The organism is Sphingorhabdus sp. EL138 (assembly GCF_945890115.1).
Lineage (GTDB): Bacteria > Pseudomonadota > Alphaproteobacteria > Sphingomonadales > Sphingomonadaceae > Sphingorhabdus_B.
Map to the genome: position 1 here is coordinate 32,331 of NZ_CAMDCK010000006.1, position 13,713 is coordinate 46,043.

Consider the following 13,713-nt stretch of genomic DNA (forward strand, 5'->3'; position numbering starts at 1 on the left):
GCTAGCGAAGACGATTGTTGCGACTTGTTCTTTCGAGGGGATTTCGCGTGCTGATTTCAAGCCTGTGTATGGTCGGTTATGACGGGGTTGCCCCGGGGCTTGAGATTTGGCCAGCCGAGCCGTCGTACTGCCACCGCGACGTCGCGCAGGCGTCGTTCAACCACAGCCTGAAAATGGCTACAAAGGCCGATGCGCTCGGGTTTGACTGGGTCAGCGTCTCTGAACATCATTACGCGCCCTATATCATGACGCCCAACCCGTGCGTGATGGCGGGCGCGCTGGCGCAGGTGACAAGCCGCGCCAAGATCGCTTTGCTCGGGCCGCTGGTGCCGTTGTCCAACCCCGTCCGCCTTGCCGAGGAACTGGCGATGGTCGACATGCTGAGCGGCGGGCGCTTGATCGTATTGTTCCTGCGCGGCACGCCCAATGAACACCAAACCTATGATACCGATGCCGCCGCAACCCGCGCGATGACGCAAGAGGGCATTGACCTGATAGTCAAGGCATGGACATCGGATCAGCCCTTTGCTTGGGACGGCGAACAATATCATTTCGGCACCGTCTCGGTCTGGCCAAAGACGGTACAGATCCCGCACCCGCCGATTTTTGGATCGGGCAATAGCGATGAATCCGTCTGCTTTGCCGCCGCGCGCCGCATGGGCATCGCCTTCTCCTTCGCCCCACCCGAGGTCGTGCGAAACTGGGTGAAGCTGTACCACGCCGAAGCCACCAAGGCCGGATGGCAGCCGGGGCCGGAACATGTTATCTATCGCGGCATCGCTTATGCGGCGGAAAGCGATGCCAAGGCGCTTGACGATATGGGCGCATTCTTTGGTGCAAAAATGGCCGAGCAAGCGCACGTCCAGCAAAAGACCTTGGGCGGGCCGCCGGTGGTGCCATTGGTACTGGAACCCTATTTCGTCGGCGGGCCAGAGACACTGAAAGGCAAAATGGAAGCCATCCGCGATTGCGGTGTCGGCGTGGTCGATCTAGCCTGGGGGATCGGCGGGCCAGATCAGCGCGAGGCAGCGATGGAGTGCTTTGCGAAGGGAGTGCTTGGGGTGGCGAAGGGCTTGTAGGGGATCAAGCCGTGCGCTGCCGTTCCGCCAACGCCATGCCCGAAATATAACCGGCCCGGCTTTCCCGGACGCGCGTGCCAAGTCATCAAGACGCTTGAGCACTCGGCGAGGCAGAGCGCATCTGGGGGTGTTAGGGACTATCCCTAAAAGCCAGTGCGCTAATTCCAGAGGACAGTCCACGGTCCGCGGAACAACTCCGGGTTTGGGACAGTCACTAGCATCGCCCTCACCCAATCGGGTAAAACACCGATTTCTCATGCTGATATTCGCGCAGCCAGTTGGGGCCATACTCGCGGCCGATGCCTGAGCGTTTATAGCCGCCAATCGGTGCGAAGCTCATTGTGCCGGTTCCGCCGTTGAGTGCGACGCTGCCGGTGCGGATTTTCAGGGCCATTGCATAACCAGTCGCGGCGTCGGCGGTTTCGATGCAGCCGGCCAACCCGTAGCGCGAGTCATTGGCGATTTGCACGGCTTCCTTGTCGGTATCGAACCCGATGATGCAGCCGACAGGGCCGAAGATTTCATCCTGCGCGATGGCCATGTCGTTGGTGACATTGTCGAACAATGTCAGGTCGGCGAAGAAGCCCCTGTCCAGCCCCGCAGGCCGTCCGCCGCCGCAGATCAATGTTGCGCCCGCCGCCTTGCCGAGGGCAATATAATGCTCGACCTTAGCGCGCTGGCTTTCGCGGATTAGCGGCCCCATCGTCACGCTCGGGTCAGCCGCATTGCCAACCTTGATATGCGCGGCCATTGCTGCGGCCATTTGGACGAACGCAGGCCGGATACTGTTATGCACCAGCAACCGCGTGGTAATCGCACAGCCCTGGCCTGCATTGACCGAAAGTATGCCCACCGCCATCGCGGCGGCGCGCTGTACATCGGCGTCATGACGCACAATCATCGCTGATTTGCCGCCGAGTTCGAGATGCACCTTTTTTAGCGTCGGCGCGGCCTGCGCCATGATGCTTGCGCCCACGCCTTCGGAACCGGTGAAGGTGACCATATCGACGCGCTCGTCGGTGCAGAGCAGTTGCCCCTCTGGGATGCCGCCCGTGACGATATTCAGCACGCCCTTCGGTAGCCCAATTTCCTCGCAAATCTCGCCGAACAGCAACGCCGAATAGGGCGTGAATTGCGAAGGTTTCAGGATCATCGTGCAACCTGCCATCAACGCGGGGCCGATCTTGGCAAGGTTGAGCAGAAACGGGAAATTATAACCGGTAATCGCGCTAACCACGCCGAAGGGTTCGCGCACAACCGTCGTTCCTCCGATATTCTGCGGACCGTCTGGCGCAAACATATTGGGGTTGATGTCGATGGGCAGGCGTTCAGGTTCATCGCGGCGCGCATATTTGATTGTGGAGATCAGGTGGTTGATCGGGTTGGCGACCTGCATCATGTAGGTGATGCCCTGCGCGCAGCCGACTTCGGCGACGATCAACGCGGCGATATCGGCCTGACGCGCTTGCAGGGCTGCGACCATCTTGTCCATATATCCGGCGCGTTCGTCCATCGTCATTGTCGGCCATGGTCCGTTGTCAAATGCCTCTCGTGCGGCGGCAATGCCGGCATCGACTTGCGGCATGCTTGCGATTGGGGCGTGGCCGATGACTTCCTCGGTCGCCGGATTGATGACGGCCTCGGTGCCGCCTTCGGGAGAAACCCAAGCGCCGTTCACATAAATTTGGTCGATGCTAGTGTAAGGAATATTCATGCGTTTGCCTTCGCTGAAAGAATGATGTCGGCGGCGTTCATGGCGATTGCCATAGCCGGCGCGTTGGTATTGCCAGAGACTAGTGTGGGCATGATCGAAGTGTCGCAGACGCGAAGGCCATCCACCCCGCGCACGCGCAATTGCGGATCTAGCACACTGCCTTCGTCCGCGCCCATCGCCGCCGTTCCAGCGATGTGAAAACTGGTGCCTCCAAGTTGGAGTAAGTTCGCAGCAATTTCTTCGTCCGATTGGAAGGCCGCGCCTTTCCCGGTTTCTTCGACAATCCAATGTGACAGCGCGGGTTGCCGGCCAAGGCGGCGTAACCATTTGAATAGGTCAACTGCCGTTCGCCGGTCAATTTCCTCGGCAAAATGATTGGCGTTGATTGCGGGGGATTCCGCCGGATCTTTCGAAGTGATGTGCGTCCAGCCCCGGCTTTCGGGCCGCGTAAAATAGCCGAGCACGCGCATTCCGGGGAATTTGTCGAGCACCGGCGCACCGTCCGCACCGATGGACATCGTGACCAGCATCGAACCGATCTGCGCATCGGGGCGGGTGATTTCTGCCCGCGTTTTGATAAACCCGCCCACTTCATGCGCCGCATCAGTCATCGGGCCGGAACTGAGCAGGAAATAGCGCAACACCGCTGCAAGCAAGCTAAGCCCTTGCAAGTTACGGTTCGAGCTACCGCTTTTTACCTTCCAATCGACAGCAACATAGCGATGTTCCCGCAGATTTTCGCCCACCAGAGGGCTGTCCACTAGCGGCTCGATGCCAAGTGCCTGCAATCGCGCTTTATCGCCGATGCCTGATAGTTCGAGCAGCTTGGGGCTTTCCAAAGCGCCGGCGCTCAGGATGATTTCGCCATGGCAGGCAATGTTGCGATCAGCCAACTGGATGCCAGAGGCGCGCTTGCCTTCAAAGAGGACGCGCTCGACGCGAACGCCGGTCAGGACGTCGAGATTGGCGCGGGCGCGCACTGGATCAAGGAACGCCTTCGCGGCGGAAAAACGTTTGCCCTTGTGCGTGGTCAGCACCTGATAGCCCATGCCCTGATCGGCGACTACATCGACGTGGTTGACGTCTTCGACTGTCGGCACCCCCATCTCACCGGCGGCATCCAGAATGGCATCGCACAACGGATTGTCCGATGGATGCTGCGATATTTTTAGTGGTCCGCCGGTGCCGCGCCATTCGTCAGCGCCAAGCACATGATCTTCAAGCGCGACATATTGCTTGCCGATCCGGTCCCAACCCCAATCGGTGCAACCTGCTTTTTCCCAATCGTCATAATCTTGCGGACTGCCGCGCATATATACCATGCCGTTGATCGAACTGGAGCCGCCGACTGTGCGACCTTTCAGCCAGATTTCCTCCGGCTGGTTGCCCGCTGGTGTTACCGGATAGGCATAAACATGCTCGTTACCCGGCGCGAGCAGCTTGCCGATACCGCGCGGCATATGGATGAACGGGCTTTTGTCGTCCGGCCCGCTTTCAATCAGCAGGACGCGGGTTTTCGGGTCCGCCGATAGCCGGTTTGCAAGCACACAGCCCGAAGAACCGGCGCCAACGATGATATAGTCATAACTCTCCATCATCGCAGATTGCTTCGGTCTTCCATGTTGAGACCTTTCCACAGATAGGGCCGCACATCGATATTTAAGAGCAGCACTGCTCGGAATAGGAGAGTGCCAAAATGACTGAACATGATTCTGTCGACGCGATGATGGCTGCTGCTGGTCTGACTGGCGAGTTCGCAGCGGGAACGAGACCCGGCCTGGCCGCAGCACTTGACGCGCTTGAGGTCGAAAGCGGCTTGAGTAATGAGGGTAGGGACCGCGCGCTGGCTCAATTTCAGGATAATCTTGGACGGCTGGCTGCGATTGCAACGGACCGGGCGGCGCATCCTGAGATTGCCGATGTGGTGATTGATCGGCCCGTCTTCATTCTCGGCCTTCCGCGCTGCGGCACAAGCATCCTTCATGCCCTGATTGGCGCTGATCCAGATGTGCGTACGCCGTTGCAATGGGAAGTCGCAGCGCCGTCGCCTCCGCCCGATGCAGCGACGTTCGATAGCGATTCGCGTGCTGAAGGTTTTGATGCCTATGTCGCCGCGAACTTTACCGGCGCTTGGGCCGACGTGCTGAAAGCGCATCCCATCGGTGCACGCATCCCTCAAGAATGCGGCATGATTTTGGAAACAGCGTTTCAAGGGATCAACCCCACCATGCTGTTCAGCCTTCCGGGGTATTATGAATGGTACAAAGATGCCGATACGGCATTCGGCTATCAGGTGCATAAGATGTGGCTGCAACATCTGTCATGGAAAAACCCGCGCAAACGTTGGGTGCTTAAAGTGCAGGAGCATGCCTATCATTTACCCGCTTTGATGGCGGTGTACCCCGATGCTGTTTTGGTGCAACCGCACCGTGATCCGGTGATAGTGATGGCGTCGATTTCGCGGCTAATTGAGGTTATTCGTTCGGTGAGTTTCGACAAGATTGATCGCGCGGCATTGGGGCAGGAGTTGCTGCATTTATGGCATGATGGTCAGGTTCGTTCGATGACATTCCGCACAGGAAACCCGCATGTGAAGGTGCACGACCTGCGCTTCAAGGATATTGTCGCCGACCCCATAGAGGCAGTGCGCGGCGTTTATGCGCATGCCGATATGGAGTTTTCAGCCAAAACCGAGCGCGCGGTGAGTGCGTGGTGGGCAGACAATCCGGCGGACAAGCACGGCCAGCACAAATATGAGCTTTCCGATTATGGGTTGACCCGCGAACAGGTCGAAAACGTCTATGCTGATTATATCGCGACTTATCGGGATTATTTGTGAGCAATTGGGATGGTGACTTAGCCACATTCGGGCAGACCGGCGAATTGCTGGCGCTGCTCGAACGGACAGATGATCCGCAATTGACCGCAGAGGCGCACAAGTTATTCTATATGGCGCTAGCATCGGGCTGGTTCACCGCGTTTGCGGACCCAGATTTCCCCGATTTTGTGCCTGCGGTAAATACGCATCTCAACGCGGTCGGTACCAATCCTGATTTCATTTATGGCGCAGCCTCCATCGACGGTAACGGCACATATTTAATCAGCGGCGAACGCGGTGACGGGTTGTTCCTGATGCTCGATATCGTCGCGGGCGGACTAGGCGTGATGGAGCAATTGGGGCCGTCGCTTGGCACGCTCGATTTTGATATGCTGGCGATTGACGATAATCTAAGGTTCGAAGTTATGCTCAGCACGCACCGGCCAGCTTGCTGGGACGGAAATTGGCATCCACTCGACCCATCAGCCCGCTCGCTGTCGCTGCGGCAGGCCAGTTATGATTGGGGCCGGGGTCGCGAGGCGCGTCTTGCAATCGAACGTTTGGACAAGGCACACGCACCTCGCCGCTGGTCTCCCGACGAGATCGCAGTGCGCCTCACCGCGCTTGCACGATATCCCAAGCGCCTTGCGGGAATGTCGCTTGGCTTTATCAAATCGCAGCGCGACAAGGGGCTGTGGAACGCGCTGGAGCCTGATGACTGGGCCGGACGCGGTGGGGTGCAAGGGCAGCATTATTACCAAGGGCTGTTTCGGCTGGAACCCGGGCAGGCTCTGTTGTTGGAAACCGACCTGCCGGAGACCGTGCGTTACTGGAATGTCCAATTGTCGGACATGATGTGGAACAGCATCGACTGGATGAACCGGCAATCGAGCTTGAACGGAGGGCAAGCGCGGATTGATCATGACGGCAAATTTCGTGCGGTAATCGCCGCTAACGATCCCGGTGTTCCCAACTGGCTCGATACCGGCGCAAATAATGAAGGCGCAATCATGCTGCGCTGGACCGGTGCGAGTAGCGGGCCTGCGCCGATTTTAACTGTGGTCGATGCCGCCGAACTCAAAAGCCGCTTGCCAGCGGATACTCCTTCCGTTTCCAAAACAGAGCGCGAAGAAGCCTTGCGTGCGCGAAGACGAGCGGTTCAATGGCGGCGGCGCTGGTAAGCTATTTCTTTTTAGGGAGCGCGAACGCGACGAGTTGGTCGCTATAACCGGATAATATACCGCCGTGTCCGCCTGCCGCGATAACTACAAACTGACGTCCGCTTTTTGCCGACCAATAGGTCATCGGCGTCGCGTTACCACCTGCGGGCAGACGGCCTTTCCACAATTCTTTGCCAGTTTTTATATCATAAGCGCGGATCATATGTTCCTGCGTCGCCCCTATGAAGGCAATGCCAGATGAGGTGATAATCGATCCCCCAATATTGGGCGTACCCATCGGTATCGGCAGCCCAGTCTTTAGCAACAACGGCCCGCTATCGCGCGCTGTTCCAAACGGCTTTTGCCAAATTATCTTGCGTGTGTTGAGGTCAACCGCGCTAATCATGCCATAAGGCGGCTGAGTGCAGGGTGCGAGCAACGGTGACAGAAACGGTTTGATTGAAGCAGCATAAGGCGCGCCTTCTTGCGCAACGGGGCCGGCGATGTTCTCAAAACTCGGCTTTGGTATCGCTTTAAGGCCGATGGCATCCGCCTGCACACGCGTTAGCAATTGGTTGTAATTGATGACATGCGACGAATTCACGATCATGATCCGGCTGACAGGGTCAACGGAAACACTGCCCCAATTTATCCCCCCCAGTGAACCGGGCCAGGTGATCGTGGGCTGATCGACGCCGATGGGCGTGAGTGAGCCATCAAACCGCGCACGGCGAAATTGTAAGCGGCACCAAGCCTGATCAATCGGCGTAACGCCCCACATCGTTTTTTCACTAGGGCGGCTTCCGGCAAAGGAGGGCATCCCCGTTGAAAACGGCTGCGTGGGCGAAGATCGCTCTCCGTCCAGGCTGCTAACTGGCACGCGCTGTTCGGTGACTTCTGCGATTGGCTCACCAGTGCGGCGGTCGAGCATGAAAATCTCGCCGCGCTTGGTCGGCTGGAGCAGAGCAGGGCGGCCATCAGCAAGATCAATCAACACCGGCTGTGAGCCGACATCATAGTCCCAAAGGTCATGGTGTGTTGTCTGAAAGTGCCAGCGCGGCTTGCCTGTGTTTGCATCGAGCGCCACGACCGCGCTTGAATATTTATCCATTTCGGGAGTGCGATGGCCTCCGTGGTAATCGGGCGTAGCGTTCCCCATTGGTGCAAAGACCAAGCCCAGTTTTTCGTCCGCACTCATCGGGGCCCAACTGTTTGGCGTGCCAGGAGTATAGGTTTCGTCTTCTGTAGGCTCGGTTTGCTTGTCAGGTCTGCCCATATCCCAAGCCCATGCAAACGCTCCGCTGACGGCATCAAATGCGCGGATAACGCCCGATGGTTCGCCGGTTTTCTGCCCGTCAGTCACCCAACCGCCGATAACCAGCATTCCATTGACCAGAGTGGGCGGCGAGGTGACGTGATAATAACCAGCGGGAGCGACGCTCATGCCTTTCAAGAGATTGACCGCGCCGCCCTTGCCAAAGTTTGGGCAGACTTTGCCTGTTGCCACATCCACCGCAATTAGGCGGCTGTCTATGGTTGCTGTATAGAGCCGTTCGGCGCAGATTGCCCCGGTAGCCGACGCTGCCACTTTGTAATAGGCTAAGCCCCGGCAGGTTTGTCCGAAAATTCCTTCGGTGTTGGCATGTGCCGCAAACCGCCAAACCTGTTTCCCGGTTTCGGCATCAATCGCTATAATGTCATTATATCCCGAACAGACATACAGCCGCTCGCCGATTTTTAACGGAGTCGCTTCGAACGGCGCAGCCTCGCCGTTTGGTTCCTTTCCGAGAGAGAATTTCCAAGCGGGCGCCAACGCGCCCACATTATCAACGGTGATTTGCTTCAGCGGCGAATGGCGGTTGCCACCCAGCGTATTGCCGTAGTTGAGCCATTCTCCATCTGCCGTTCTTTCACCCGGCAGCGAGGCCACGTCTGTGCCGCCATTGATCCGATCATTCCAGAAGACCCAGCTGGTCCCTGCAACCAAGCAAAGCGCGACGATCAACAGCGCTGTTTTGGTCAGCAAAGTGGATACGCGAAGGCCAAGTGACCGTCGTACCCAGGGCATCAGCAGCCATACACCAATTCCGCTCAACAACCCAAGACGCGCGGCAAGAGCCCATCCATTCAAGCCCGATTCCCAAATGCTCCAAACCAGAGTCACAAACCAAAGCACCGCGAATACTGTCAGCGCTTTGGGCGATTGCTTCCAAAGCCACCAAGCCGTGACGATGAGCGCAATGCCTGCGGGTAGATAATAAGCCGAACCGCCGGCCATCAGCAATTGCGCGCCCAGCCAAACAAGCGAGCCGCCCATCAGCAGCAATAGGACAGCTAGAACACGGTTCAGAAATGTCATGGTACCAACAGGCTCGGCCCACCGAACAATGCACGGCCAAGCATTGCTGACCCGATGTTGAAGATGAAGAAACTAACCTGAAACAGGACTATCATGGCCCAGATACGAGCGAGTTCGCGTCGCCACCCGGCGGGCTTTGCCGCGATTCCCATTTTGACCTCATGCGGCCAAAATCCGTCGGTTTCGCGCTTGGCGAGCTTGGCCACGAAATACGCCGCCCATAAACCGAGCAACGCAGGGAAAATCAGCGGCAGTCGACCTTTTTCGGTTTGGAGCCCAGGGCCGATGACCACATCATAGGTCCACCAACCATTGGCAACCGAACTGCCCTCGACATAGATCTGATACGCAAGGAATAACGGAAAGGCGATCAGCAAAGATAACCAATTGATAGAGAGTTTTGGGAACTTTTGGCCGAGCCAACTCACCAAAGTGACGAGTAAAGGGATCGATACCGCGAACCACCAGCCCCAGCTAAAGGGGATGAACAATGGCTTCACTGGCGTTGTAAAAGGCATCTCACCCCAGAAGGGCAGTCTTGCGAACGCGGGGTTCCACGCAACATATGCACCCCAGTCGCCAAAAAATTCTTGCCAAAAACTAGACGTGGCTGCGATCAGGCAGAGGCCGACGAGTGGCAGTCTCTTATTCTTCCATGTCAGCAATATCGTGACGACGACTAGAATACACCACAAATAAATACTGCCGGTTTCCATCATCCATGGGTTGACCGGCGGTGCCATTTGTTGGGCCATTTGCGGAACGCTCATGCCGTCATCGCCTTGATATAGGCAGGTAGGTTATGGTCGTAACATTTCTTTTCTCGTAAGTGAGAAATGCGCCATCCATCGGCGGTCCGGCGGAATTCATGGATATACCAAAGGCCAAAGAATAATGTCTGCGGTTGCCCGTCATCGCCCGGCACCACCATCGGGTTGGAACAGACGGTGCGCGTTTCAGCAATGTCACCGTCGATCTTATATTGGGTTGTGCTGACCGCGTGCTGAAAGTTGGTGATCGGAGCCAGACTGGTGCGCAGAAACTCTTTGATTTCGGCCAGCGACCCTTTGACCGGAACCATTTCGGTGTAATCGATCACTGCGTCATCGGTGAAATATTGATCGAGCGCATCGAAATCGCGATCATCGACGGCATAGCAATAGCCGACCATCAGGTCCTGAATCTCGAACCGGTCGGACATTTCTTGTAAAGATAGCGTCATTGGCTAATTCCTCTCCTCATTTCAATCTAGCGGCTTATCGAATGCATCGCCCTTTCCGTTGGTAGGTTGCGCGAGCAGGCCGGTCGGGAAAAGAACAGCTAACCAAACAAGGAGACTATAAAATGGCCGGACGTATCCCGCCCTTCACACTTGAAGATTTCAAACTTTCGCCCGAAAAGCGAGCGGAGATCACCGATGGTTTGACCGAGCGTCAAGCTTTTATGACCAATCAGTGGATGAACCTGCATGATAAATTGAATGTGGGCGATTGGGGTGGATTCGAAGAGTTCATGGATGTCCCGAACATGACCTATGATAATCCTAACCGGCCGGACCTCGGAACATTTGAACAGTGGAACACCTCGCCGCGTGCACTGTTCGATACCTTCCCGCCAAGCGTATACCGCACGCTGAAAGCTTGGGGCAAAGGCGATGACGAAATCTGCGTGTTATGCCATCATCATGGCAAACACACCGGCGGCCCTTACATGGGTGTGCAGCCTACAGGCAATCAGTTGGACGTGCTTTGGTTTTCATGGATCAAGTTTAACGGCGACAAGATTGTGCACATTTATTCGATCTCAGACGTACTTTCGATGCTGATTGATCTGGAAGTAATCGAAGCGCCGCAGCCGGTCGATCCTTACAAATAAGGCTCTTTGGGGGGAGCGAAAAGGGGAGGCCATTGTGCCTCCCCTTTTTTGTTTAAGCCGGCGCAGCGAACTCGTAAGTTCCGCCACGTTCGATTGACCGGTGGAAAGCAGGGCGCGCATATAGACGTTTTTGCCATGCTGCGATCTTGGTGTGGCCTTTAAAAGCGCCGATTGCGTTCGCCAGTTCCGGAATGAAGCTCATCTGGATATCGGCTGCAGTGAACATATCTCCCATCAGCCACTCCCCATCGCCCAACATTTTTTCGATATATGATAACGCAGTTTCAAGCTCACCGGTTGCGGCGACATCCATCGGCGCGCCGGTCAAACCAAATGCACGGGCATATACCTTAATCATGATCGGGTTCATGCCAGCAGACACCGCGAAATACATGCATTCGACGAAACGCATATGATCCTGTCTTGTAGGATCAGGAGCTAGCCGGCCTCTGCCGTAGCGGGATAGAATATACTCGGTAATCGCACCCGATTCGCTTAGTAAATGGCCGTCTTCTTCAAGCACTGGCGATTTTCCCAGTGGGTGAAGCGCCTTAAGCGCGGGTGGTCCCATCAATGTTTGCGGGTCGCGCTCATAGTTGACGAGTTCATAAGAAAGTTTGAGTTCCTCGAGCAGCCAGAGGATTTTCTGCGAACGGGAATTGTTTAGATGGTGGAGCGTCAACATTGTTACATTGCCGCAGAAAGATCTTCGGCAGAGATGCCCATCTGCTGCATCACGTCGCCAGTGTCCCAATATTCGCGCCATCCGGCAATCAGCCCGTCGTCGTTCATTTCAAACACCGCGCAGACCCGCGATCCGACTTTTCGGTCGCCTGCATGCAGCGTGACATGATCGGTCCGTTCGGTGAAAACAAACCGGCCAGTCGCTGCAGACGCATGAATTTCGCAACGGCATTCATGATAAGTCTGATATTGCTTTTCGAGCGCCGCAGAAATAGCCGCACGGCCTGTCATGCGCGCGGTCGCGGGGACAAGCGGCTGATACCAACCGTCCTCAGCGAAATAGCTGGAAAGTTTTTGAAAATTGGGTGTGCCGCCAACGTGAAAGGCATCCAGAAATGCCATGACGTGGGCGTGATTACTGTTGCTCACAGGCTGAATCCTCCATCAACAATCAATGTTTGTCCGGTTATGTAACTCGCGCGGTCCGATGCAAGAAAAGCAATCGCGTTGGCAATTTCATCGCCGCTGCCAAAGCGGCGCAAGGCGACGCACTTCTTCTGGTTTTCCCAGATTTCAGGCGAATACAGCGTTTCAAGAAAATGGCTGCCGAGCCCTGCATCAATGATTCCAGGGGCGACCATGTTGGCGCGGATGCCGAACTTGCCTTCTTCCTTGGCAATTGCCCGACCCAACGCCTCCATTCCCGCTTTAGGGACAGAAGACAGCGCATCGCCGGGAGGAAAAGTATAATTGGCAACTGAAACAACAGTGACGAAATTGCCGAAGCCTTGCTCGCGGAACAATGGCAACGTGGCTGAAACCACGCGCATAAGGCCGATCAACTCGGTTTCGAGCACCTCGCGCCACTGGTCTTCGTTGATTTTGCTGACAAAGGGCTGCTCGATAGCTACGCCCGATGCAAATACCATCGTTCCTATCGACCCGAAATGGTCGCGTGCTGTGACCAATGCCGACTGGATTGAGGATGCGTCGGTCAGGTCGCAGCGGACGGGCAGGCCAGTGCAATCAGCTGGGAGTTCGTTAGCTATGCTTTGGGCTTTTTCCGCACTCGAGCGATAGCCGATTGCCACCCCGTCCCAGTCACGGGCAAGCGCATGGCAGGCCGAGCGACCCAGCCCGCCAGTTGCACCGACGACGAATGCAGCGTTGTGGCTCATATTGTCACCCGCGCAGGTATTCGCGCCAGACATTCGAGCAATTGCGCGGCAAAGGCGTCATTGCGGTCTGCGGTAAACATATGGCCAACCCCTTTTGCGGTAATGACTTCGAGTTGCGGCGCAAGCTGCTGAAACCTCTCAACGCTTTCGTTGGTCAACAAATGAGAGAGCTCGGCCCTAACCAAAATTATAGGAGACTTGACCCGCGCTGCCGCGGCGAGCAGAGCCTCACCTTCGCTTGGCGGATGTAGGAATTCGCGTTTGCCTGTCGCCGGGTCCCAGCGCCAATGCCAACGGCCCGCATCATCCTTTCGCATGGCACGGCCAAGGCGGCTGGCATCATCCATTCTGAGCTGATTTAAATGGCGGGAAAGCGAATCCGCCGCTTCGTCGAGTGTAGCAAATCCAGCCTCACCCTCAGCAAAGAAAGCTCTGATACCGTCAACGCCGTCGTCTCGCATCATCGGCGCTACATCGGCAAGCATGATCAGGCCAACGCGGTCCGGATGGCGTGACCCGCCGACCAACGCAGCTTGACCGCCGCGGGATGCACCAACTAGCGTCACTGGCTGATCGAAAGCTGAAATGAGGTTTTCGACATCACGGCCAAAGGCATCCAGCAGATAGTCGCCGTCCGCCGCCCAATCGCTGTCGCCGTGGCCTCGTAAGTCAAAAGTGATGCCGTAATAGCCTGCCTCGGATACCGTTCTGGCCGAACCCATCCAGGCATTGCGGCTCTGTCCGCCACCATGAAAAAAGAGGACGGGCGGAGCTGCCGGATCGCCATAAGCAGTTCCGGCAAGTTCCAGCCCATCCCCTTTAAAACGTATATTTTCCGGCGACAAA

At 56.6% G+C, this 13,713-nt stretch carries 13 protein-coding genes; 4 read left to right on the plus strand and 9 right to left on the minus strand.

The window, feature by feature from the left end; genetic code table 11:
* Window positions 1-47: 47 nt before the first annotated feature.
* A complete protein-coding gene (locus Q0O07_RS04065) occupies window positions 48-1,079 on the plus strand; it encodes an LLM class flavin-dependent oxidoreductase (RefSeq protein WP_295490677.1) in 1,032 nt (343 codons plus the stop codon).
* 226 nt (window positions 1,080-1,305) lie between these two features.
* On the opposite strand, the gene Q0O07_RS04070 is transcribed toward Q0O07_RS04065, so the two are convergent.
* Window positions 1,306-2,793, minus strand: coding sequence for an aldehyde dehydrogenase family protein (locus tag Q0O07_RS04070; RefSeq protein WP_295490680.1), 1,488 nt, complete (start codon window positions 2,791-2,793; stop codon window positions 1,306-1,308).
* Complete coding sequence (locus Q0O07_RS04075) at window positions 2,790-4,391, minus strand: GMC family oxidoreductase (RefSeq protein ID WP_295490683.1); 1,602 nt, start codon at window positions 4,389-4,391, stop codon at window positions 2,790-2,792. Before Q0O07_RS04075 ends, Q0O07_RS04070 begins: the two co-directional genes overlap by 4 nt.
* Before the next feature lie 98 nt (window positions 4,392-4,489).
* On the opposite strand from Q0O07_RS04075, the gene Q0O07_RS04080 reads away from it, so the two are divergent.
* A complete protein-coding gene (locus Q0O07_RS04080) occupies window positions 4,490-5,632 on the plus strand; it encodes a sulfotransferase (RefSeq protein ID WP_295490686.1) in 1,143 nt (380 codons plus the stop codon).
* Complete coding sequence (locus Q0O07_RS04085) at window positions 5,629-6,792, plus strand: hypothetical protein (protein ID WP_295490689.1); 1,164 nt, start codon at window positions 5,629-5,631, stop codon at window positions 6,790-6,792. The genes Q0O07_RS04080 and Q0O07_RS04085 overlap by 4 nt, the downstream gene beginning before the upstream one ends.
* Window position 6,793: 1 nt before the next feature.
* Here Q0O07_RS04085 and Q0O07_RS04090 read toward each other — a convergent pair whose 3' ends face one another.
* The 3 genes from Q0O07_RS04090 to Q0O07_RS04100 are packed head-to-tail and all read right to left on the minus strand — an operon-like array spanning window position 6,794 to window position 10,352.
* Window positions 6,794-9,130 (minus strand): membrane-bound PQQ-dependent dehydrogenase, glucose/quinate/shikimate family, encoded by a 2,337-nt coding sequence (locus tag Q0O07_RS04090; RefSeq protein WP_295490691.1) that lies wholly within the window; start codon window positions 9,128-9,130, stop codon window positions 6,794-6,796.
* Complete coding sequence (locus Q0O07_RS04095) at window positions 9,127-9,900, minus strand: hypothetical protein (protein ID WP_295490693.1); 774 nt, start codon at window positions 9,898-9,900, stop codon at window positions 9,127-9,129. Before Q0O07_RS04095 ends, Q0O07_RS04090 begins: the two co-directional genes overlap by 4 nt.
* On the minus strand, window positions 9,897-10,352 hold the full coding sequence (locus tag Q0O07_RS04100) for a nuclear transport factor 2 family protein (RefSeq protein ID WP_295490695.1): 456 nt from the start codon (window positions 10,350-10,352) through the stop codon (window positions 9,897-9,899). Before Q0O07_RS04100 ends, Q0O07_RS04095 begins: the two co-directional genes overlap by 4 nt.
* 122 nt (window positions 10,353-10,474) lie before the next feature.
* On the opposite strand from Q0O07_RS04100, the gene Q0O07_RS04105 reads away from it, so the two are divergent.
* Window positions 10,475-11,005, plus strand: a complete 531-nt coding sequence (locus tag Q0O07_RS04105; RefSeq protein WP_295490697.1) for an ester cyclase — start codon at window positions 10,475-10,477, stop codon at window positions 11,003-11,005.
* A gap of 52 nt (window positions 11,006-11,057) precedes the next feature.
* Here the strand turns inward: Q0O07_RS04105 and Q0O07_RS04110 are convergent, their stop codons facing one another.
* Genes Q0O07_RS04110 through Q0O07_RS04125 form a run of 4 tightly spaced genes read right to left on the minus strand, consistent with a single transcriptional unit; the run spans window position 11,058 to window position 13,712 of the window.
* Window positions 11,058-11,771 (minus strand): glutathione S-transferase family protein, encoded by a 714-nt coding sequence (locus Q0O07_RS04110; protein ID WP_295490700.1) that lies wholly within the window; start codon window positions 11,769-11,771, stop codon window positions 11,058-11,060.
* Window positions 11,693-12,118 carry a limonene-1,2-epoxide hydrolase family protein gene (locus Q0O07_RS04115; RefSeq protein WP_295490702.1) on the minus strand — a complete coding sequence of 142 codons (426 nt, stop codon included), beginning with the start codon at window positions 12,116-12,118 and terminating at the stop codon, window positions 11,693-11,695. Before Q0O07_RS04115 ends, Q0O07_RS04110 begins: the two co-directional genes overlap by 79 nt.
* On the minus strand, window positions 12,115-12,867 hold the full coding sequence (locus Q0O07_RS04120; protein ID WP_295490705.1) for an SDR family oxidoreductase: 753 nt from the start codon (window positions 12,865-12,867) through the stop codon (window positions 12,115-12,117). Before Q0O07_RS04120 ends, Q0O07_RS04115 begins: the two co-directional genes overlap by 4 nt.
* A complete protein-coding gene (locus Q0O07_RS04125; protein ID WP_295490708.1) occupies window positions 12,864-13,712 on the minus strand; it encodes an alpha/beta fold hydrolase in 849 nt (282 codons plus the stop codon). The genes Q0O07_RS04120 and Q0O07_RS04125 overlap by 4 nt, the downstream gene beginning before the upstream one ends.
* Window position 13,713: the final 1 nt, after the last annotated feature.

Excerpts from the sequence above, each read along its gene's own strand:
- Q0O07_RS04070 (WP_295490680.1), bottom strand. The coding sequence starts at position 2,793 with ATGAATATTCCTTACACTAGCATCGACCAAATTTATGTGAACGGCGCT.
- Q0O07_RS04075 (WP_295490683.1), bottom strand. The coding sequence starts at position 4,391 with ATGATGGAGAGTTATGACTATATCATCGTTGGCGCCGGTTCTTCGGGC.
- Q0O07_RS04080 (WP_295490686.1), top strand. The coding sequence starts at position 4,490 with ATGACTGAACATGATTCTGTCGACGCGATGATGGCTGCTGCTGGTCTG.
- Q0O07_RS04090 (WP_295490691.1), bottom strand. The coding sequence starts at position 9,130 with ATGACATTTCTGAACCGTGTTCTAGCTGTCCTATTGCTGCTGATGGGC.
- Q0O07_RS04095 (WP_295490693.1), bottom strand. The coding sequence starts at position 9,900 with ATGAGCGTTCCGCAAATGGCCCAACAAATGGCACCGCCGGTCAACCCA.
- Q0O07_RS04100 (WP_295490695.1), bottom strand. The coding sequence starts at position 10,352 with ATGACGCTATCTTTACAAGAAATGTCCGACCGGTTCGAGATTCAGGAC.
- Q0O07_RS04105 (WP_295490697.1), top strand. The coding sequence starts at position 10,475 with ATGGCCGGACGTATCCCGCCCTTCACACTTGAAGATTTCAAACTTTCG.
- Q0O07_RS04110 (WP_295490700.1), bottom strand. The coding sequence starts at position 11,771 with ATGGCGCGAATATTGGGACACTGGCGACGTGATGCAGCAGATGGGCAT.
- Q0O07_RS04120 (WP_295490705.1), bottom strand. The coding sequence starts at position 12,867 with ATGAGCCACAACGCTGCATTCGTCGTCGGTGCAACTGGCGGGCTGGGT.